Annotated in this window: 20 protein-coding genes; 14 read left to right on the top strand and 6 right to left on the bottom strand. The window is 67.9% G+C overall.

Annotated elements, in window-relative coordinates:
• Positions 1–60 precede the first annotated feature (60 nt).
• Both ACTIGJ_RS09320 and ACTIGJ_RS09325 read right to left on the bottom strand, forming a co-directional pair.
• Complete coding sequence (locus tag ACTIGJ_RS09320; RefSeq protein WP_439640027.1) at positions 61–228, bottom strand: rubredoxin; 168 nt, start codon at positions 226–228, stop codon at positions 61–63.
• Positions 229–413: 185 nt separating this feature from the next.
• Complete coding sequence (locus tag ACTIGJ_RS09325; protein ID WP_439640028.1) at positions 414–2192, bottom strand: DUF1631 family protein; 1779 nt, start codon at positions 2190–2192, stop codon at positions 414–416.
• A gap of 180 nt (positions 2193–2372) precedes the next feature.
• Here ACTIGJ_RS09325 and metH point away from each other — a divergent pair, with 180 nt between their 5' ends.
• Complete coding sequence (gene metH / locus ACTIGJ_RS09330) at positions 2373–6164, top strand: methionine synthase (RefSeq protein WP_439640029.1); 3792 nt, start codon at positions 2373–2375, stop codon at positions 6162–6164.
• Positions 6165–6216: 52 nt separating this feature from the next.
• On the opposite strand, the gene ACTIGJ_RS09335 is transcribed toward metH, so the two are convergent.
• Complete coding sequence (locus tag ACTIGJ_RS09335) at positions 6217–7047, bottom strand: class I SAM-dependent methyltransferase (protein ID WP_439640030.1); 831 nt, start codon at positions 7045–7047, stop codon at positions 6217–6219.
• Between the two features lie 175 nt (positions 7048–7222).
• Here ACTIGJ_RS09335 and ACTIGJ_RS09340 point away from each other — a divergent pair, with 175 nt between their 5' ends.
• Positions 7223–9196: an alpha/beta hydrolase family protein gene (locus tag ACTIGJ_RS09340; protein WP_439640031.1), complete on the top strand. Its 1974-nt coding sequence runs from the start codon at positions 7223–7225 to the stop codon at positions 9194–9196.
• Positions 9197–9277: 81 nt separating this feature from the next.
• On the opposite strand, the gene ACTIGJ_RS09345 is transcribed toward ACTIGJ_RS09340, so the two are convergent.
• Positions 9278–9760, bottom strand: a complete 483-nt coding sequence (locus tag ACTIGJ_RS09345; RefSeq protein WP_439640032.1) for an FKBP-type peptidyl-prolyl cis-trans isomerase — start codon at positions 9758–9760, stop codon at positions 9278–9280.
• Positions 9761–9910: 150 nt separating this feature from the next.
• Between ACTIGJ_RS09345 and ACTIGJ_RS09350 the strand changes: the two genes are divergently transcribed.
• Entirely contained in the window at positions 9911–10246 is a 336-nt protein-coding gene (locus tag ACTIGJ_RS09350) for a hypothetical protein (RefSeq protein WP_439640033.1), read from the top strand.
• 19 nt (positions 10247–10265) lie between these two features.
• On the opposite strand, the gene ACTIGJ_RS09355 is transcribed toward ACTIGJ_RS09350, so the two are convergent.
• Both ACTIGJ_RS09355 and ACTIGJ_RS09360 read right to left on the bottom strand, forming a co-directional pair.
• On the bottom strand, positions 10266–11015 hold the full coding sequence (locus tag ACTIGJ_RS09355) for an SDR family NAD(P)-dependent oxidoreductase (RefSeq protein ID WP_439640034.1): 750 nt from the start codon (positions 11013–11015) through the stop codon (positions 10266–10268).
• 10 nt (positions 11016–11025) lie between these two features.
• Positions 11026–11370 carry a hypothetical protein gene (locus ACTIGJ_RS09360; RefSeq protein WP_439640035.1) on the bottom strand — a complete coding sequence of 115 codons (345 nt, stop codon included), beginning with the start codon at positions 11368–11370 and terminating at the stop codon, positions 11026–11028.
• Between the two features lie 54 nt (positions 11371–11424).
• Between ACTIGJ_RS09360 and ACTIGJ_RS09365 the strand changes: the two genes are divergently transcribed.
• The 11 genes from ACTIGJ_RS09365 to ACTIGJ_RS09415 all read left to right on the top strand — a co-directional run bounded on the left by ACTIGJ_RS09365 (position 11425) and on the right by ACTIGJ_RS09415 (position 18759).
• A complete protein-coding gene (locus ACTIGJ_RS09365; protein ID WP_439640052.1) occupies positions 11425–11688 on the top strand; it encodes a DUF167 domain-containing protein in 264 nt (87 codons plus the stop codon).
• Positions 11689–11780: 92 nt separating this feature from the next.
• The gene (hisB, locus tag ACTIGJ_RS09370) at positions 11781–12374 is read left to right on the top strand and encodes an imidazoleglycerol-phosphate dehydratase HisB (RefSeq protein WP_439640036.1); all 594 of its coding nucleotides are present in this window, start codon (positions 11781–11783) and stop codon (positions 12372–12374) included.
• A gap of 67 nt (positions 12375–12441) precedes the next feature.
• The gene (gene hisH / locus ACTIGJ_RS09375) at positions 12442–13086 is read left to right on the top strand and encodes an imidazole glycerol phosphate synthase subunit HisH (protein ID WP_439640037.1); all 645 of its coding nucleotides are present in this window, start codon (positions 12442–12444) and stop codon (positions 13084–13086) included.
• A gap of 143 nt (positions 13087–13229) precedes the next feature.
• Positions 13230–13955 carry a 1-(5-phosphoribosyl)-5-[(5-phosphoribosylamino)methylideneamino]imidazole-4-carboxamide isomerase gene (gene hisA, locus ACTIGJ_RS09380; RefSeq protein WP_439640038.1) on the top strand — a complete coding sequence of 242 codons (726 nt, stop codon included), beginning with the start codon at positions 13230–13232 and terminating at the stop codon, positions 13953–13955.
• Between the two features lie 24 nt (positions 13956–13979).
• Positions 13980–14774 carry an imidazole glycerol phosphate synthase subunit HisF gene (gene hisF, locus ACTIGJ_RS09385; protein WP_439640039.1) on the top strand — a complete coding sequence of 265 codons (795 nt, stop codon included), beginning with the start codon at positions 13980–13982 and terminating at the stop codon, positions 14772–14774.
• A gap of 1 nt (position 14775) precedes the next feature.
• On the top strand, positions 14776–15126 hold the full coding sequence (locus ACTIGJ_RS09390; protein WP_439640040.1) for a phosphoribosyl-ATP diphosphatase: 351 nt from the start codon (positions 14776–14778) through the stop codon (positions 15124–15126).
• 31 nt (positions 15127–15157) lie between these two features.
• Complete coding sequence (gene tatA / locus ACTIGJ_RS09395) at positions 15158–15391, top strand: Sec-independent protein translocase subunit TatA (protein WP_439640041.1); 234 nt, start codon at positions 15158–15160, stop codon at positions 15389–15391.
• A gap of 39 nt (positions 15392–15430) precedes the next feature.
• Complete coding sequence (gene tatB, locus ACTIGJ_RS09400; RefSeq protein ID WP_439640042.1) at positions 15431–15865, top strand: Sec-independent protein translocase protein TatB; 435 nt, start codon at positions 15431–15433, stop codon at positions 15863–15865.
• Positions 15858–16625 (top strand): twin-arginine translocase subunit TatC, encoded by a 768-nt coding sequence (tatC, locus tag ACTIGJ_RS09405; RefSeq protein WP_439640043.1) that lies wholly within the window; start codon positions 15858–15860, stop codon positions 16623–16625. Before tatB ends, tatC begins: the two co-directional genes overlap by 8 nt.
• A 165-nt stretch (positions 16626–16790) precedes the next feature.
• Complete coding sequence (locus tag ACTIGJ_RS09410) at positions 16791–17474, top strand: response regulator transcription factor (RefSeq protein ID WP_439640044.1); 684 nt, start codon at positions 16791–16793, stop codon at positions 17472–17474.
• Positions 17461–18759 (top strand): sensor histidine kinase, encoded by a 1299-nt coding sequence (locus ACTIGJ_RS09415; protein WP_439640045.1) that lies wholly within the window; start codon positions 17461–17463, stop codon positions 18757–18759. Before ACTIGJ_RS09410 ends, ACTIGJ_RS09415 begins: the two co-directional genes overlap by 14 nt.
• The last annotated feature ends 71 nt before the right edge of the window (positions 18760–18830 follow it).

Consider the following 18830-nt stretch of genomic DNA (forward strand, 5'->3'; position numbering starts at 1 on the left):
CGCGCCACGACCGGAAGTTCGCGACGGCGACGGCCGGCAGGCCGTCGCCGTCGCAGGCGATCAGTCGACTTCGACCATCTGGAAGTCCGCCTTGCCGGCGCCGCAGTCCGGGCAGGTCCAGTCTTCCGGCACGTCCTCCCAGCGGGTGCCCGGCTTGATCCCTTCCTCGGGAACGCCCTTGGCCTCGTCGTAGACGAAATCACAGACCAGACAACGCCACTTCTTCATTGCAAACCCCGTCGATTGGATAAATGAAAGCGGTGCCCGGCGTGCCGATCGCATCGGCCGGCCGTCGCACCGCTCATGACCGCCGCGCAAGCGGCTTGCGCGTGCCGACATTATGCGGCGGCGTCGCGAACTTCTGCCAACACGCGGCCAACACGCAGACAACGGGCGAAAAGCGACTTCCGGCTTCAGCCCGCGTCCGGCTGGCCCGCAGCAGTTGCCGCGCCGCGCAGTGCTTCGAGCGCGGCGAGGCTGTCGGGCGATGGATTGACCGGCTCGGAGCGGCCGTCGAGCAGATCCGTCGCCAGCCGGCTGGCGCGCAGCGACAGCTGCGTGCGGTCGTCAATGCCGATGAAGCGCACCAGATCTTCCGCCGGATAGTGGCTGGCCAGCTTCAGCCAGCGGGTCTGCTGGCGATCGCCATCGAAGACCCGGAACCAGGTGTCCGGGATCAGCACCCTGGCCAGCAGCGCCGGCGCCGGGACCGGCAGGCGTGGCGGCAAATCCGGAGCTGCCGCCGTCGTCGGTGCCGGTGCCGGCGCAGACCGTGCGGCAGCGGCCGGCTGCGCATCGCACTGCGCCCAGCTGGCCGGCAGGCCGTCGATCAGCTGGCCGGCGCGGGCGGCGCTCATGCCGGTGCCGAGCAGGGCCTCGCGCAGTTCGGCTAGCAGCGTGCGCCGCCGCTGCTGGTCCTGCTCGCCGGGCGGATGCGGCGCCGACAGGCTGTCGAACACCCGGTCGAGCAGGCCATCGGCCGCGCGGAAGCGGTCGCTGTCGCGGCCGTCGTGCAGCAGGCGCAGCGCCAGCAGCGGGCCGATGCCGGAGCGCAGCAGCACCAGCAACGGCGGCGGCAGCGCGCGGCCGGCGATGCGCTGCTCCAGTTCGCGCGCCACCTCGTTGCGAACCTGGCGCAGCAGCAGGCGGCGCTGTTCGCGCAATTCGCTGCGCAGCGCCGCAATCACCTGCTGCAGGGCGGCCGTGCCGGCATCGGCGGCGTGGCCGGCCAGCGCCGCTTCCAGCAGCCCGTCCAGATGGTTCGCGCGCTGCGGGTCGAACCGGGCGGCCTCGGTGCTGGCGAGCAGTTCCGCCAGCAGCGTCGGCAGCGGCGCCTGCGCTGCCGGCAGCGCGGTGCCGCCGGCCGGCGGCAGCATGACGGCGGCCAGCTGCGCCAGCAGTGCGTTGATCCGCGCCTGGCTGCTGTCGGGCAGCAGTGGCATGGCCGGCCATGCGGCCGCAGTAGCAGGCTGCGGGGGCCGCCCGGGCATGACCGGCAGTGCGCCGGCGCGTCCCGGCGGCGGCGCGACGATGCCGGCGCGATAGCCGTGCCGCTCGAGGGTGTCCAGCGCCTGGGCGATCAGCCGCTGGAAGTCGCGACAGAGGACGCGCTCGAACAGCTTGCAGACGATCAGCCTGATCTCGAAGCCGGCGCGCAGCGCCGCCATCGCGGTGGCGAACGCTGCGCCGATGCCGGCCGGTGTCAGCGCGGCGTCCGGGATGCGGATGCCGTCGGCGCGCGCCGCGTCGAGGCGGCTGCGCAGCGCCTGCAGCGCCGGGCCGAACTGGCCTTCGAGGCGGGCTGCGAGGTTGCCGACGGCGATGCGTTCCTCCAGCTCCTCGGTCGGCTGGAGGCGCAGTTCGTCCGGTTCGTCGCCCGTCGTCGTGCCGGTGGTCGCCGTCACGAAGCCGGCAGTGACGGCCCGCGAGAACGCGCTGCTGAAGCCGGCGCGGTCCAGGCGCAGCACCCGCATGGTGTCGATGAACTGCCGCCGCTCGACATCGCTGGCGGCGGTCTCGCTCATCCGGAACAGGGCGTCGTCGGCACTGTCGAGCATCTGCCGGGCCAGATCGTCGAGCACCGTCACGCAGCCGCTGGACAGCGCCCGGCACAGGTCGGCAGCGCCGGCAGATGCGGCGGCAGCAGCGTCCGGCGCAGCCGGAACGAACAGGGGGTGGACCGTGGCGGCCATCGGCAACGCGGCGGAAAGACGGGCTCGACCTTGATCCTCTACGCCTCGGCCGTCGATGCCGGCGGCAGCGGACGCGGGGCAATGGCGATCCGACATGCGGCGCGGCGGTCGCTCCGTCGTGTCGCCATCCGCCTATCCGCATGGAGGGATACAATCGCGCCGCTCAACCGGATGCCCGCCATGCTCGATGCCCCGCTTTCCTTTGACCCGCAAGCCCTCGCTGCCCGCCTCGAGGCGATCGCGCGGGAGCGCATCCTGATCATCGATGGCGCGATGGGCACGATGATCCAGCGCTACAAGCTGTCGGAATCGGATTACCGGGGCGAGCGCTTCAAGGCCTGGCCGCACGACCTGAAGGGCAACAACGATCTGCTGGTGCTGACCCAGCCGCACATCGTTCGCGAGATTCACCGGCAGTATCTGGAAGCCGGTGCCGACATCATCGAGACCAATACCTTCAACTCGCAGACCATTTCGCTGGCCGACTACAAGATGGAGTCGCTGGCCTACGAGCTGAATGTCGAGGCTGCGCGCATCGCCCGCATCGAGACCGATTCGATCTCGACCCCGGACAAGCCGCGCTTCGTCGCCGGCACGCTCGGGCCGACCAACCGCACTGCCAGCATCAGCCCGGACGTCAACGACCCCGGCGCTCGCAACGTCAGCTACGCCCAGCTGGTCGCCGCCTATGCCGAGTGCACGCGCGGCCTGATCGACGGCGGCGCGCACATCATCATGATCGAGACGATCTTCGACACCTTGAACGCCAAGGCGGCGGTGTTCGCGGTCGAGCAGGTCTTCGAGGAGCGCGGCTACAAGCTGCCGGTGATCATCAGCGGCACGATCACCGATGCCTCCGGCCGCACCCTGAGTGGCCAGGTCACCGAAGCGTTCTGGAACTCGCTGTCCCACGCGCGGCCGTTCGCGATCGGCCTGAACTGCGCGCTCGGGGGCCGCGACATGCGGCCGTACATCGCCGATCTGGCCCGGATCGCCGACTGCTACGTCAGTGCCTATCCGAATGCCGGCCTGCCGAATGCGTTTGGCGAGTACGACGAGTTGCCAGATGAAACGGCCGCGATCGTCGCCGAGTTCGCCGACAGCGGGCTGGTCAACATCGTCGGCGGCTGCTGCGGCACCAGCCCGCCACATATCGCCAGCATCGCGAAGTTCGTCGCCGGCAAGAAGCCGCGCGTGCCGGGCAAGTTGCCGATGGCCTGCCGGCTGGCCGGCCTGGAGCCGCTGACCATCGACGAAAGCCTGGGCTTCGTGAACGTCGGCGAGCGCACCAATGTCACCGGCTCGGCGAAGTTCCGCGACCTGATCAAGGCCGGCGACTACACGGCCGCTGTCGCTGTCGCTCGCCAGCAGGTCGAGGCGGGCGCGCAGGTCATCGACGTCAACATGGACGAGGGCATGCTCGATGGCCGCGCAGCGATGGTCCGCTTCCTGAACCTGATCGCCAGCGAGCCGGACATCTCGCGCGTGCCAGTGATGATCGACTCCTCGAAATGGGAGGTCATCGAAGCTGGCCTGCAGTGCGTGCAGGGCAAGCCTATCGTCAATTCGATCTCGATGAAGGAAGGCGTCGAGAAGTTCATCGAACAGGCCAAGCTGTGCCGGCGCTACGGCGCGGCGGTGGTGGTGATGGCCTTCGACGAACAGGGCCAGGCCGACACCTTGGAACGCCGCAAGACGATCTGCGAGAAGGCCTACCGCATCCTGGTCGACGAAGTCGGCTTTCCGCCGGAAGACATCATCTTCGACCCCAACGTGTTTGCCGTCGCCACCGGCATCGAAGCCCACAACAACTACGGTGTGGATTTCATCGAGGCGGCGCGCTGGATCCGCCAGAACCTGCCGGGCGCGCATATCTCCGGCGGCGTGTCGAACGTGTCGTTCTCGTTCCGCGGCAACAACCCGGTTCGCGAAGCGATCCACGCGGTGTTCCTGTACCACGCGATCCGCGCGGGCATGGACATGGGCATCGTCAACGCCGGCAGCCTGGTGATCTATTCGGAGATCGATCCGGAACTGCGCGAGAAGATCGAGGACGTGATCCTCAACCGCAAGCCGGGTACCGAGGCGACCGAAGCGCTGGTCGAGATCGCGCCGCGCTTCAAGGGTGACGGCACGAAGGCGGAGGTGGCGGATGAAGCCTGGCGCGCGTTGCCGGTCGGCGAGCGCATCACCCACGCGCTGGTCAAGGGCATCGACGCCTTCGTCGAGGCCGACACCGAGGAACTGCGCGCCGAGATCGCCGCTCGTGGCGGCCGGCCGATCGAGGTCATCGAAGGTCCGCTGATGAGCGGCATGAACGTGGTGGGCGACCTGTTCGGCGCCGGCAAGATGTTCCTGCCGCAGGTGGTGAAATCGGCCCGCGTGATGAAGAAGGCGGTCGGCTATCTGATTCCGTTCATCGAGGCGGAAAAGAAGCCCGGCGATGCCGCGCAGGCCAAGGGCAAGATCCTGATGGCGACGGTCAAGGGCGATGTCCACGACATCGGCAAGAACATCGTCGGCGTCGTGCTCCAGTGCAACAACTACGAGGTCGTCGACCTCGGCGTGATGGTGCCGGCGCAGAAGATTCTCGATGCCGCCCGCGAGCACAACGTCGACATCATCGGACTCAGCGGCCTGATCACGCCGAGCCTCGACGAGATGGTGAATCTGGCCAAGGAAATGCAGCGCCAGGGCTTCACGCAGCCGCTCCTGATCGGCGGCGCGACGACCTCGCGCGCCCACACGGCAGTCAAGATCCAGCCGGCCTACCAGGGGCCGATCGTCTGGGTGAAGGATGCGTCGCGCTCGGTGCCGGTGGCCTCGGCGCTGCTCGACGCGACGCAGCGCAAGGCGCTGGTTGCCGAGGTCGATGCCGAATACGCGGCGATCCGCGAACGCCACGCCAGCAAGGATCGCGACCAGAAGTACCTGAGCCTCGACGGCGCGCGGGCCAACGCAAGCCCGCTGGACTGGTCGCGCTTCCGGCCGATCAAGCCGCACCTGCTGGCGCAGCAGGAGCAGCACATCAGCGCTGCCGAAGCCGGCCGTGCGCCGACAGCCCGGCACGTGAAGCTGCTGCGCGACTACCCGATTGCCGAACTGCGCAACTTCATCGACTGGCAGCCGTTCTTCATCGCCTGGGAACTGAAAGGGCGCTACCCGGATCTGCTGAACAATCCGGCGTCCGGCGAAACCGCGCGCAAGCTGTTCGCCGATGCCCACGCGATGCTCGACCGGATCATCGACGAGAAGTGGCTGACCGCCAACGGCGTGATCGGCCTGTTTCCGGCCGCCAGCATCGGCGACGACATCGAGGTCTACGCCGATGAATCGCGCACCACGGTACTGCACACGTTGCGCAACCTGCGCCAGCAGAGCGAGCACCGCGCTGGCGTGCCGAACCGTTCCTTGGGCGATTACATCGCGCCGAAGGCTTCCGGCCTGCACGACTGGATCGGCGGCTTCGCGGTGACCACCGGGCTCGGCTGCCACGAGCGCGTTGCGCAGTTCAAGAAGGACAACGACGACTACAACGCGATCCTGCTGGAGTCACTCGCCGACCGCCTGGCGGAAGCCTTTGCCGAACGCCTGCACCAGCGAGTCCGCAAGGAGTTCTGGGGCTATGTGCCGGACGAACAGCTGCCGAACGAGGCGCTGATCGACGAGAAGTACCAGGGCATCCGCCCGGCGCCCGGCTATCCGGCCTGCCCGGAGCACAGCGAGAAGGGCACCCTGTGGCAGCTGCTCGACGCCGAAGCCAACACCGGTATCCGCCTGACCGAGAGCTACGCGATGTGGCCGGCAGCGGCGGTATCCGGCTGGTACTTCGCGCATCCGGAGGCGCAGTACTTCATCGTCGGCCGCATCCAGAAGGATCAGGTCGCCGACTACGCGCGCCGCAAGGGCTGGACCCTGGCCGAAGCCGAGAAGTGGCTGGCGCCGAACCTGGCCTACGAGCCGGAGGACTGAGGACTGCTGGCCGGCGTCGACCGCCCGGGCAAGGTCCCGGGCGGTCGCGGCGTCAGTGCGTCGGCTTCACGAACTTGAGGGTCATCCGGTCCGATTCGCCGATGGCCAGGTACTTGTCTCGATCCTTGTCCTTCAGCCGCAGCACCGGCGGCAGGGTCCAGACGCCCTCGGGATAGTCCTTGCTGTCCTTCGGGTTGTTGTTGACCGGCGAGCTGCCGGCCAGCACGAAGCCGGCGGCATAGGCCAGTGCGCGGATGTAGGCCTCGGTGACGTAGCCGCTGACGATCGACTGCTCGCGGCTGGTGCCGGGCGCGGCGCGATGTTCGACCAGGCCGAGCGTGCCGCCGGGCTTGAGCATCGCGAAGAAGGCCTCGAAGGCGGCTGCCTCGTAGCCGCCCTCCATCCAGTTGTGGACATTGCGGAAGGTCAGCACCACGTCGGCCGTCCCGGGCGGCACCGACGCGGCGCGCTCCGGCGGCCGGAATTCGGCCACTTCCGTGCGATCGTAGACCGCCGGGTTCGACGCCAGCTTGGCGCGGAAGCGCTCGGCACCCCGGCGAGCGTAGTCGTCGGTCTGCGGCAGGCTCACCGGCTGGATCGCCGCGACATAGCGGCCGCGCTCCCGCAGGTACGGCGCCAGGATCTCGGTGTACCAGCCGCCACCGCCGGGCCAGATCTCGACCACCGTATCGGTCGGCTTCACGCCGAAGAAGCGCAGCGTCTCCAGCGGATGCCGCCAGACATCGCGGGCCACGAACTCCGGCGTGCGGTGCGGTGCGGCGATCACGGCTTCCAGCGTGGGGCTGGCGTCCGCAGCCATCGTGGCGACGGGTGCTGTCATGGCGATCACGGCAAGCGCTGTCCGCAGGGGTTTCAGGAGCATGGCGGTGGAACAGGAGTTGGAGGGGCGATCGAGTGTGATGACTCTCTCTTTGTTTGTCGCGCTGCACACGCTTTCTTCGCCGCAATTCCGGCACAGTGGCCGCTGTACCTGAACTGCCCGAGCGCTTTCCATGCGGAAATTGGCTTTCCACTGGCTGCCATCCCTTGCCGCGACCATGCTGCTTGCGGTCTCCCTGTATCCGACACGCAGCGCGGCGGCCGACGCTGGAGCACCTGCCAGCAAGTCGCTGTCTTTGTCGACAGCGAACTGGGCGCGCGATCCCGGTTTCCGCGAACTGAAGCTATCGCCGGACGGCAAGCATCTTGCGGCGCGCATCCATGATGTCGATGGTGCGGGCGTGGTCGTGCTGTCGCTTCCCGGGCTCAAGCCAGTCGGTGGGCTGAGACTGGAGCCTGGCAAGGGCCTCGCTGACTTCATCTGGAGCAGCGATGAATATCTGGTGGCCGAGCTTGCAACCGAGGTCGGCCCGATCGAGTCGGCGGCGGCAACTGGCGAACTGGTGTCGTTTCGCTACGACGGACGAGACCGCAAGTACATCATCGGGCAGGAGCGTACTGGCGCCAGCAATCACCGGGCAGTGTGGGCGACGCTGGTCGATCCGCTGCTGGACGATCCCAATCACGTCCTCGTGGTGACCGAGCGCTACGACAAGGCCCGCGCCGAGCTCAGCCTGCAGAGGCTCAATATCCATACGTCGCAGTTGTACGAACTGGCGATGGCACCGATATATGGCGACACCACCTTCGTGCTCGACGCGCAGCGCCAGGTACGTTATGTCCATGTGATTCCCGATGGAGCAACGTTCACTCAGCGGACCTGGAAGCGCCAGCCAGACGGGCAATGGATAGAAGCGAATACTGTGACTGGCGTCGATGCCAAGCCAATCGCGCTGAGCGTCGACGGCAAGGCGCTTTACCGAATCACCAGCCGATATCAGGGACCCTGGTGCATGGATCGTGTCGAGCTCGCGACCGATGCGGTCGAAGTGCTGGCATGTGATGCGCGCGCTGCCGTGCTCGGACCCGTCTGGTCATTCGACGGCAGCCTTGAGCCGATCGCGGCGGTGCTGGAACCCGGACGCTCCGAAACGCGGATCTTTCCGACCGGACATCCGCATCGCGAGCTGCTGAAACTGGCGACCGAGGCCTTTCCAGGCAAGCAGGTTCTGGTTCAGTCGACGTCGCAAAACGGGCGCCTCGTACTGTTGCTGGTCAGCGACGACCGCAGTCCGGGCGACTGGTACCTGTTCAATACCGTCGACAAGAAAATCGACTACCTGCTGGGTCGCCAGGAATGGCTGGACCCGGAATGGATGGGCGAGCGGCGGCCGCTGGCGCTGAAGGCGCGCGATGGCACGCCCCTGCAGGCCTATCTGACCTTGCCGCCGGGCCGCGAGGCCAAGTCGCTGCCGCTGGTGGTCTGGCCACACGGCGGCCCGTTCGGGGAGCGCGACAGCTGGACCTTTGATCGCGACCCCCAACTGCTGGCCACGCACGGCTACGCAGTGCTGCAGGTCAATTTCCGCGGTTCCGGCGGACATGGGCCAGGATTCGTCAATGCAGGAAAGCGAGCCTGGGGCACGACGATGATCGATGACCTGACCGATGCGGTGAAGGCGACCGTCGCGTCCGGCGTCGTCGATGGCGGCCGGATCTGCATCGGCGGCTGGAGCTATGGCGGCTACGCGGCGCTGATGAGCGCGGTACGCGAGCCGGATCTGTATCGCTGCGTCATCGGCGCGGCCGGCATCTACGACCTCAACAAGCATCTGAAGGACAGCGACACCGGCGATTCCTGGCAGGGGCGCCGATATCTGGCCGATGCGGTGGCGCCGGATGCCGAATCGCGCCGCGCGGCGTCGCCGATCGAACGGCTGTCGGCGCTGAAGGCGCCGGTACTGATCATTCACGGCGGCGAGGATCGCCGGGTGACGGTGGGTCAGGCCCGGCTGCTGCGCGCGGCGCTGGAAAAGAAGCAGCACCCGCACGAGGTGCTGATCATCGACCAGGAAGGCCACGGCTTCCGCAAGGAAGCCAACGTGCAGCGCTACTTCGACACCCTGCTGGCCTTTCTCGACCGGTATCTGGCGCCGACCGCCACAGCGGCGGAAACGACGGCGGCCCGCTGAGGCTTCAGCGGTCTTCGGCCGGGCATGAAAAAGCCCGCGTCACCGGGCCGGTGACGCGGGCGGGCTGCAGCCGGTCAGCGCTTAGTGGTGATGACCGCCGGCGCCGTGCACGTGGCCGTGCAGCACTTCCTCGACCGACGCCTCGCGCACCTGGGTGATCTCCACCGCGAAGTGCAGGGTTTCGCCGGCCAGCGGATGGTTGCCGTCAACAGTCACGGTGTCGCCTTCGACGGCGGTGACCACGACGCTGACCGGGCCCATGTTGCTTTCGGCCTGGAACTGCATGCCCGGTTCCAGCTTGTCGACGCCCTGGAACGCCGCCTTCGGCACCTTCTGCACGAGCTGCGGGTTGTGGGCGCCGTAGCCTTCTTCCGGGCTCACGGTGACGTTCAGCTTGTCGCCGACCGACTTGCCGGCCAGCGCCTTTTCGAGGCCCGGCACGATGTTGCCCTTGCCATGCAGGTACGGCAGCGCATCGCGACCCTCGGAGCTGTCGAGGACTTCGCCGGCATCATTGGTCAGCGTGTAGTGGAAGTAGGCGACACAGCGGTCGGCGATCTGCATGACGAGTACCGGTGGGGGAAAAATGAGCGCGAATGGTATCGGAATCATGCTGGCGGGTCGTGGCAGGCCGGCGCGCTTGAATTCACGGCAATCGGCGGCATGCTCTTCCGTGGTCGCGCATGGCGACGCATGGCAGGGACGGTGACAGGCATGAGCAACGTCAATTCGAGCGGACGCCAGGGCGGCAGCGTGCTGTCCGGCAGCATCTGGATGATCGTGATCTCGGTGCTGCTGTTCTGGCTGCCGGGCGTCGGCGGCTTCATCAGCGGCGTGGTCGGCGGCAAGATCGCGGGCGGTGTCGGTCCGGCGCTGGCAGCGTGGCTGGTGTCGTCGATCCTGTTCGGCGTGGTGTTCGCGGTGTTCGGCACGATGCTGACCGGCATGATCGTGGTCGGCTTCATCGCCGGTCTCGGCGGTCTGCTGATCGCCTTCATCGACGCCGGCGCGCGGCTGCTCGGCGCGATCATCGGCGGCGTGCTCGCCTGAGCCGGCCAGCGTTCCGCGCCTACCAGGGAATCTCGCTGCCGTCCCAGGCGTAGAAGCGGCCACTCGATTCGCGGCCCAGGCCGGCGATGACCGCCAGCAGGCGCTCGGCCGCGTATGCCGGCGTGAACAGTTTTTCGGCGGCGACATTGCCGCGGAACGGCGCCGACAGATCGGTTTCGACGGTGCCCGGATGCAGCGACACCACGATCAGCTCGCGCGCCCGGCGCGCCAATTCGATGGCGGCGGTGTGCATCAGCTGGTTCTGGGCGGCCTTGGCGGCGCGGTAGGCATACCAGCCGCCGAGGCGGTTGTCGCCGATCGAGCCGACCCGCGCCGACAGCGTTGCCAGCACCGCGCGCTCGCCGTGCGCGAGCAGGCCGTGGAAATGCTTGGCGATCAGGATCGGTCCGACCGCATTGACCGTGTAGCTCGCCAGCAGGTGGTCCGGCCGGATCTCGGCCAGCCGTCGTTCCGGGTTCAGGCCGTCGCCATGCAGCAGTCCGGCCGTGGTGATCAGCAGGTGCAGGGCCGGACGGCGTGCCCGCAGCATGGTGGCGGCGGCGGCGATGCTGGCTTCGTCGGCAAGATCGAGCGACAGCCGTTCGCAGCGATCGCCGTGGCGGGCCGCCAGCCGGTCGAGCTCGGGATGGCCGTCGACCGAGCGGCCGGCGGCGACCACATGCCGGTAGGCCGGATCGGCCAGCAGCGCCTCGACCAGCGCCAGGCCGATGCCGCGGGTGCCGCCGATGATCAGCGCGTTCCGGTTCATGGTCGGCGGCTCAGTGCGGGTTCTCGAAGAACACGTAGTTCGTCGCGTAGTCGCTGATCTCGAAGTAGACCTTCTTCTCGTCGGCGTCGCGCACCAGGTTCAGGTTTTCGTCGAGCACGCCATACCCATAGCGATAGGCGCGCGTGCCGCTGTCGTCGGTGCCGCTGGCGGTGGTCAGCTTGTCGATGCCGATGAAGCGGCGCACCAGCTTGTCGCCGGCGTAGATTTCCAGCACGCCGTTGGTCCCGGTCCAGTTCTGCAGACTGCGGCTGATCTGGTTCTGGGTTTCCTGGGTGCAGCCGACCAATGCGAACAGCAGCACGGCGCCGATGCGGCAGGGTTTCGGGATCATCATGGAGCGGCTCCGACAGTGGCAGGACAGGATGCGCAGGCGCGGATACGGCCGGTGATGACAACACGCCTCGAAGTCAAAGTCAGCCCCGGCGCGTCGCGCAATGCCATCCAGGGCTGGCTCGGCGACGCCTTGAAACTGTCGGTGACGGCTGCGCCGGAACGCGGCAAGGCCAACGCCGCCGTGGCCGCGCTGCTGGCCGCTGCGCTGGGCGTGCCGGCATCGGCGGTCACCGTCGTCGCCGGGCACGGCGCAACGCGCAAGCGGGTCGAGATCGCCGGCCTGTCGGCGGAGGTCGTGCGGGCGCGGCTGGCCGGCTGACAACTGCCCGGCAGGGCGTTCGTTTTGTGAGCCGTGGCACGCATTTGCCGTCGGGGTTATCCTTTCGCGCCTTCGTCCCCAACGGTTTTCAGATGTCTGCCCGCGTTGCCAGCGTTCGCCGCGATACCCGCGAAACCCAGATCGGCGTCGAGATCAATCTCGACGGCACCGGCCAGATCAAGTTCGATACCGGCATCCACTTCCTCGAGCACATGCTCGAACAGGTGGCGCGCCACGGCCTCGTCGATCTGACGGTGGAAGCCAAGGGCGATGTCCACATCGACCATCACCACACCGTCGAGGACATCGGCATCTGCCTCGGTCAGGCCTTCGACAAGGCGATCGGCGACAAGCGCGGCATCGTTCGCTACGGCCATTCCTACGTGCCGCTTGACGAGGCGCTGTCGCGGGTGGTGCTCGACTGCTCCGGCCGCCCGGGTCTCGAATGGTTCGTGGAATTCCCGCGCGCGCGGATCGGCGAGTTCGATGTCGACCTGTTCCGCGAGTTCTTCCAGGGCTTCGTCAATCACGCCAAGGTGACCTTGCACGTCGACTGCCTGCGCGCGCGCAATGCCCACCACGTGGCCGAAACAGTGTTCAAGGCCTTCGGCCGGGCACTGCGGATGGCGGTGGAATTCGATCCGCGCGCCAACGGCGCGATGCCGTCGACCAAGGGCGTGCTGTAAGCCGCCACCGTCGACCCGCTTCTCCTTCCCCTTCGATATTCCCGGTTACGGCTCGATTCGCGCAGAGATGGAAAAGATCGGCGTCATCGACTACGGCATGGGCAACCTGCACTCGCTCGGCAAGGCGCTGGAGCGGGTGGCCGGCAACCAGCGCATCGTCATCAGCTACGACCCCGAAGAACTGATCGCCTGCGATCGTCTGGTGCTGCCGGGTGTCGGCGGCGTCAAGGCGGCGATGAACGAGCTGCGGCGGCTGGAACTGAACGAGATGGTCATCGAGGCGGCGCGCAAGCGACCGCTGCTCGGCATCTGCCTGGGCATGCAGGTGCTGCTGGAACGCAGCGAGGAGAACGGCGGTGTCGCCGCGCTCGGCCTGATCCCGGGCGAGGTGATCCGCTTCGTCGATCCGCCGCTGGACGCGGTGGAGCGCCTGAAAGTGCCGCACATGGGCTGGAACCGCGTGCACCAGAGCCGCCCGCATGCAGTCTGGGCCGGCGTGCCGGACGACAGCTGGTTCTATTTCGTGCACAGCTACCATGCCGCGCCGGTGAATCCCGAGCATGTGCTGGGCGAGTCCGACTACACGCACCGGTTCGCTGCGGCGGTTGCGCGCGACAACATCGTCGGCTTCCAGTTTCACCCCGAGAAGAGCCAGGCCGTCGGCTTGCGCCTGCTGGCGAACTTCGCGGCCTGGGATGGCGATGGCCGATAAACGTCTTGCGCCGGGCGTTCTTGCCTCGCCTGCGCCTTTGCGGCACAGTTTTGGTCCCCTTGTGAAGCCCGGCGTCGCTCGGTCGTCGTCGTCCCTCGTCATTCATTGAAACTGCGCGTTCCCGCGCCCGCACGACCGCTCCCATGCTGCTGATCCCCGCGATTGACCTGAAGAATGGCCAGTGCGTCCGCCTGCGCCAGGGCCGGATGGACGACGTCACGGTGTTTTCCAACGATCCGGCCGAAGTCGCCCAGCGCTGGGTCGACGAAGGTGCCAGCCGCATCCACGTCGTCGATCTCGACGGCGCGCTGAAAGGCTCGCCGGTCAACCTGAAGGTGATCGAACGGATCGCCAAGGTCTGCGGATCGGTGCCGGTGCAGGCCGGTGGCGGCGTGCGCGACGAAGACACCGTGCAGGCCTACCTGAACGCCGGTGTCAGCTACATCATCATCGGCACCAAGGCGGTCAACGCGCCGCATTTCCTGCGCGATCTCTGCCTGGAGTACCCGCGCCACATCATCGTCGGCATCGACGCCAAGGACGGTCGCGTCGCCGTCGACGGCTGGTCGAAGCTGTCGGCGCACGGCGTCGTCGAGATGGCCAAGCAGTGCGAGCACGACGGCGTCGAGGCGATCGTCTACACCGACATCGGCCGCGACGGCATGATGAATGGCTTCAACGTCGAGGCCACCCGCAACCTCGCCCGCTCGGTCAAGACCGACATCATCGCCTCCGGCGGCGTGTCGACGATCGAGGATCTGCACCTGCTGAAGTCGATCGAGGAAGACGGCGTCATCGGTGCCGTCATCGGCCGTGCCCTGTACGAGGGCGGCCTGCAGTTCAAGGATTGCCTCAAGGCCGTCCAGTAAGTCTTTCGCCCCCGGCGGTTTCCCATGCTTGCCAAGCGCGTCATCCCCTGCCTCGATATCAACGCCGGCCGCGTGGTCAAGGGCGTGAAGTTCGAGGACCTCCGCGACGCCGGCGATCCGGTCGAGGTCGCCCGCCGCTACGACGCCCAGGGCGCCGACGAGCTCGTGTTTCTCGACATCACCGCGTCCAGCGATGACCGGCCGACCCTGTTCAAGACCGTCGAAGCCGTGGCCTCGGCGATCTTCATCCCGTTGACGGTCGGCGGCGGCGTGCGCACCTGTGCCGACGTCCGCGCGCTGCTGTCGGCGGGCGCCGACAAGGTGTCGATCAACACCTCGGCCGTGCAGCGGCCGGATTTCGTAACCGAAGCCAGCGACCGCTACGGCGTGCAGTGCATCGTCGTCGCCATCGATGCCAAGCGGGTGTCGAAGAAGAACCAGCCGCCGCGCTGGGAGATCTTCACCCACGGCGGCCGCAAGGCCACCGGTCTCGACGCCATCGAATGGGCGGCGCTGATGGTCCAGAAAGGGGCCGGCGAACTGCTGGTGACCAGCATGGACCGCGACGGCACCAAGGCTGGCTACGACAACGAACTGCTGCGCGAGATCAGCAACGCGGTCAGCGTCCCGGTGATCGCCAGCGGCGGCGTCGGCACGCTCGAACATCTGGAGCAGGGCCTGAGCCAGGGCGGCGCCGATGCCGTGCTCGCCGCCAGCATCTTCCACAGCGGCCAGCACAGCGTCGGCGAAGCCAAGCAGTACCTGTCACGGCACGGCGTGCCGGTGCGGATGCCGGCGCCGCTGGCGTTCACGGTCTGACATGGCCACCGACCTCGGCGAGGTGCTCGACGCGTTGTACGCGACGCTGATCGCCCGGCGTGGCGCTGACCCGTCGACCAGCTACGTCGCCAGCCTGTACGCGAAGGGCGCCGACACCATCCTCAAGAAGATCGGCGAGGAAGCGGCGGAAACCATCATCGCCGGCAAGGACTGCGCTGCCGGCGGGGCACTTGAGCGCGCAAGACTGGTCAGTGAAGTGGCGGATTTGAGCTTTCACGTCATGGTCTTGATGGCCGCGTATGATGTTCCGCTGTCGTCGCTGAGCGAAGAACTCGCACGGCGCACCGGGCGTTCCGGCCTGGTTGAAAAGGCATCTCGCAGCGCCAACTAAGCGGTATCGCGATCGACTTGAGGAGATTTCCATGGGCAGTTTCAGCATTTGGCACTGGCTGGTGGTACTGGGCATCGTCGTACTCGTGTTCGGCACCAAGAAGCTGCGCGGCGCCGGCGGCGACCTCGGCGCGGCGGTCAAGAACTTCAAGTCGGCGATGAAGGACGGTGAGGCCGAGGCCAACAAGAACACCGAGGCGCTGCGCGCCGAGATCGTCGATCCGGGCAAGTCGCCGGCCGGCGACAAGCAGAACGAAAAGGCCTGACGCCCGACCCTGCACTGACGCGCCAGGCGCGGCGAACCCATGCTCGACATCAGCTTTTCCGAGTTGCTGGTGTGTTTTCTCGTGGCCCTGGTGGTGCTCGGGCCTGAAAAGCTGCCGCGCGTCGCCCGTGGCATCGGCCGCTGGACCGGCCAGGCCAAGGCCTACATGCGCAACCTCAGCGCCGAACTCGATCGCGAATCGCACGCCTCCGACCTGCGCAAGCAGATGCAGGATGCGCGGCGCATCTTCCACGAGGAATCAAGCTCGCTGAAGCGCGAGTTCGACGGCACCGCCGACTACGGCCGCGCGATGCTGAACGAGCCGCCGCCGGCCGCCGACACTCCAGCGCCGCCGGCCGCCGACACCGCCCCCGCTCCGGCACCGCCGCCGGCGATCGACCACACGCCGCACGCTGCGCCGTCGATCGATGCCCCGTCGTGGAAGCCTGCCGCCAAGTCCGATCCGAATGGCTGACCAGCCCGAGCTGCAGGGCAGCGAGCAACCGCTGCTCGACCACCTGATCGAGCTGCGCACGCGGGTCGTGCGGGCGCTGGTCGGCATCATGGTGGTGCTGATCCCGCTGCTGTTCTTCGCCGGCGATCTCTATACCTTTCTCGCCACACCGCTGATGAGGCTGCTGCCGGCCGGCAGCAACATGATCGCCACGGAAGTGGCCGCGCCGTTTCTGACGCCGTTCAAGCTCGCCGCGATCGTTGCCTTCGCGGTCGCGCTGCCGTGGGTGCTGTACCAGATCTGGGCGTTCGTCGCGCCTGGCCTGTATCGCAACGAACGGCGGCTGGTGCTGCCGATCCTCGCCAGCGGCACCGCGCTGTTCTACGCCGGTGTTGCTTTCGCCTACTTCCTGGTGCTGCCCACCGTCTTCAAGTTCTTCATCGGCTCGACGCCGGCCGGCGTCGCGGTGATGACCGACGTCTCCAAGTACCTCGACTTCGTGCTGAAGCTGTTCATGGCCTTCGGCTTCGCGTTCGAGATGCCGGTGGCGATCGTGCTGATGGTGCTGACCGGCTTCGTCACGCCGGCGCAGCTGGCGGCGCGGCGCGACTACGTGCTAGTCGGCGTGTTCGTCGCCGCTGCTGTCCTGACGCCGCCGGACGTGCTGTCGCAGCTGATGCTCGCCGTCCCGGCCTACCTGCTGTACGAGGTCGGCATCCTCGCCTCGCGCTGGGTGGTCCGCGACCAGCCGGCTGCCGAAACCGGCGACGAGACGTCCTGAAGATCGGCTTCGGCGCGTATCTGACGCCGATCGGATTGCATCTGCTCACAACTTGTTTACACAGCCGCGCGACCGGGAAATTCCCCTGGCAGCGCGCCGGCCGTGTGCGCGAGCGGGCCGGGATTGCTAGATTGGCCAGATCGCATCTGCCGGAGAGCCGCAACCATGCACGTCCTGCTTGTTGAAGATCATCCCGATCTTGCCGCCAACCTTGGCGATTTCCTTGGCAGCCACGGCCACAGCGTCGACTTCGCGGCCGATGGTCCGAGCGGCCTGCGGCTGGCGCAGTCGCAGCGTTTCGACGCCATCGTCCTCGATCGCCTGCTGCCCGGGCTCGACGGCGCCAGCGTCTGCCGCCGCCTGCGTTCCGCCGGCGGTCAGCAGGTGCCGCTGCTGATGCTGACCGCGCTCGATACCGTCAACGACCGGGTCGAAGGCCTGCGCGCCGGCGCCGACGACTACCTGGTCAAGCCATTCGCGATGGTCGAGCTGCTGGCGCGGCTGGAGGCGCTGCACCGCCGCGCGACGACCGTTTCCGGCGATCGCCTGCTGACTGTCGCCGACCTCGAGTTCGATCTCGACACGCTGATCGCGCGGCGCGGCGGCGAAGCGATCAGCCTGACACCGGCGCTGCGCAAGCTGCTGGAGCTGCTGATGCGCGAGACCCACCGCGTGGTGGCCCGCGAGGAACTGGAGCGCCGGCTGTGGGGCGACACCGCGCCGGAAGGCGATGTGCTGCGCGCCCACATGTACGCACTGCGCGTGGCCATCGACAAGCCGTGGCCGCGCAAGCTGCTGCACACCATCCACGGCAGCGGCTACCGGCTCGCCGATCTTGGCGACGGCTAGCGACATCGGGCTGGCCGGCGGCGACGGCGGCCGACGCCGGCCGCTGCTGCAGGCGGTGCGGATCGCCGGCCTGCGCAACCGGCTGGCGCTGGCGCTGCTCGGCCTGACCATCGTCGCGGCGACCATCCAGGGCCTGTGCTTCTGGGCGCTGGAGTACTGGATCGAGCGCGACAGCCTGATCACGCTGCTGAGCCGCGAGCTCGACTACATGATCGAGACCAACGCCGCGCCGAGCGTTGAACCGCCGGGTGTCGGCAGCTTGCGCCAGCGCTACTACCGCACCGATCAGCCGACGCCGCTGAGTCCGGCGATCGCCGCGCTGGAGCCCGGCTGGCATGGCGACGTGATGATCGCCGGCCTGCATCATCTGGTGCTGGTCCGGGAACTCGAAGGCCAGAGCGGCCGCGCCTACCTGGCCTACGACAGCCGCCGGCTGCAGGTGCGCGGCAAGCGCCAGATCGTGTCGTTCCTGTTCGGCCTGGCGGTGGTGATGGTGATCGCGCTGTGGGGCGCACGGCGGCTGGCGCAGCAGGCGCTGCAGCCGCTGGCCGGACTGGTCGGCCAGATCCGCGTGCTGGACCCCGAACAGCGCGCCCCCCGGCTGGTCGCCGCCGACGACCCCGATCTCGCCGTGATCACCGAGGCGCTGAACACCTACATGGCCCGCTTCGACGCCGTGGTGGAGCGCGAGCGGGTGTTCTCGTCGGCGGCCAGCCACGAGCTGCGCACGCCGCTGACGGTGATCCGCGGCGCCGTCGAACTGCTGGTGGCCGGCGTGCCCGACCCCAGCCGGCCGCTGGCCCGGATCAGCCGCGCGGTGGCGCAGGCGCAGGCCGATCTCGATGCGCTGCTGGCGCTGTCACGGCTGCGCGAGCCGCCGACCAGCCGGGTGCTCGATCTCGACACGCTGCTGCCGGAATGGGCCGAGCTGGACGACACCACCACCACGCGGCTGGTCTGGCGGCTGTCGCCGACCCGGCTGATCGCCTCGCCGGGCAGCGTGCACGTGATCTTCTCCAACCTGCTGCGCAACGCCGCCCGGGCCGCAGGCCCGGACGGTGAGGTGACGATCGAGCTGGAGCATCACCGGCTGCGGGTCATCGACAACGGGCCCGGGGTGCCAGACCACGAACTGCCGCTGGTGTTCGAGCCGCATTTCCGGGGCCGCGACGGCGGCACCGGCATCGGCCTGTACGTGGCCCGCACGCTGGCGCGCCGGCACGGCTGGGAGCTGAAACTCGGCAATCGCCCGGAAGGCGGCGCGGTGGCCGAGTTGCAACTCTAGGGCCTGTCATCAATTGCTTTGCTCGTTGCGGCGGAGGTCGTTTTTGCCCAGTGCAACGAACGAGGAGCGGC

The organism is Nevskia sp. (assembly GCF_051860985.1).
Lineage (GTDB): Bacteria > Pseudomonadota > Gammaproteobacteria > Nevskiales > Nevskiaceae > Nevskia.

Bases quoted from the DNA above. Each gene is read 5' to 3' on its own strand.
- ACTIGJ_RS09365 (WP_439640052.1), top strand. From the start codon at position 11,425: ATGACAACACGCCTCGAAGTCAAAGTCAGCCCCGGCGCGTCGCGCAAT.
- hisH (WP_439640037.1), top strand. From the start codon at position 12,442: ATGGAAAAGATCGGCGTCATCGACTACGGCATGGGCAACCTGCACTCG.
- ACTIGJ_RS09340 (WP_439640031.1), top strand. From the start codon at position 7,223: ATGCTGCTTGCGGTCTCCCTGTATCCGACACGCAGCGCGGCGGCCGAC.
- tatA (WP_439640041.1), top strand. From the start codon at position 15,158: ATGGGCAGTTTCAGCATTTGGCACTGGCTGGTGGTACTGGGCATCGTC.
- ACTIGJ_RS09350 (WP_439640033.1), top strand. From the start codon at position 9,911: ATGAGCAACGTCAATTCGAGCGGACGCCAGGGCGGCAGCGTGCTGTCC.
- hisF (WP_439640039.1), top strand. From the start codon at position 13,980: ATGCTTGCCAAGCGCGTCATCCCCTGCCTCGATATCAACGCCGGCCGC.
- tatC (WP_439640043.1), top strand. From the start codon at position 15,858: ATGGCTGACCAGCCCGAGCTGCAGGGCAGCGAGCAACCGCTGCTCGAC.
- ACTIGJ_RS09335 (WP_439640030.1), bottom strand. From the start codon at position 7,047: ATGCTCCTGAAACCCCTGCGGACAGCGCTTGCCGTGATCGCCATGACA.
- hisA (WP_439640038.1), top strand. From the start codon at position 13,230: ATGCTGCTGATCCCCGCGATTGACCTGAAGAATGGCCAGTGCGTCCGC.
- hisB (WP_439640036.1), top strand. From the start codon at position 11,781: ATGTCTGCCCGCGTTGCCAGCGTTCGCCGCGATACCCGCGAAACCCAG.
- ACTIGJ_RS09320 (WP_439640027.1), bottom strand. From the start codon at position 228: ATGAAGAAGTGGCGTTGTCTGGTCTGTGATTTCGTCTACGACGAGGCC.
- ACTIGJ_RS09360 (WP_439640035.1), bottom strand. From the start codon at position 11,370: ATGATGATCCCGAAACCCTGCCGCATCGGCGCCGTGCTGCTGTTCGCA.
- metH (WP_439640029.1), top strand. From the start codon at position 2,373: ATGCTCGATGCCCCGCTTTCCTTTGACCCGCAAGCCCTCGCTGCCCGC.
- ACTIGJ_RS09325 (WP_439640028.1), bottom strand. From the start codon at position 2,192: ATGGCCGCCACGGTCCACCCCCTGTTCGTTCCGGCTGCGCCGGACGCT.
- ACTIGJ_RS09345 (WP_439640032.1), bottom strand. From the start codon at position 9,760: ATGCAGATCGCCGACCGCTGTGTCGCCTACTTCCACTACACGCTGACC.
- ACTIGJ_RS09410 (WP_439640044.1), top strand. From the start codon at position 16,791: ATGCACGTCCTGCTTGTTGAAGATCATCCCGATCTTGCCGCCAACCTT.
- ACTIGJ_RS09390 (WP_439640040.1), top strand. From the start codon at position 14,776: ATGGCCACCGACCTCGGCGAGGTGCTCGACGCGTTGTACGCGACGCTG.
- tatB (WP_439640042.1), top strand. From the start codon at position 15,431: ATGCTCGACATCAGCTTTTCCGAGTTGCTGGTGTGTTTTCTCGTGGCC.
- ACTIGJ_RS09355 (WP_439640034.1), bottom strand. From the start codon at position 11,015: ATGAACCGGAACGCGCTGATCATCGGCGGCACCCGCGGCATCGGCCTG.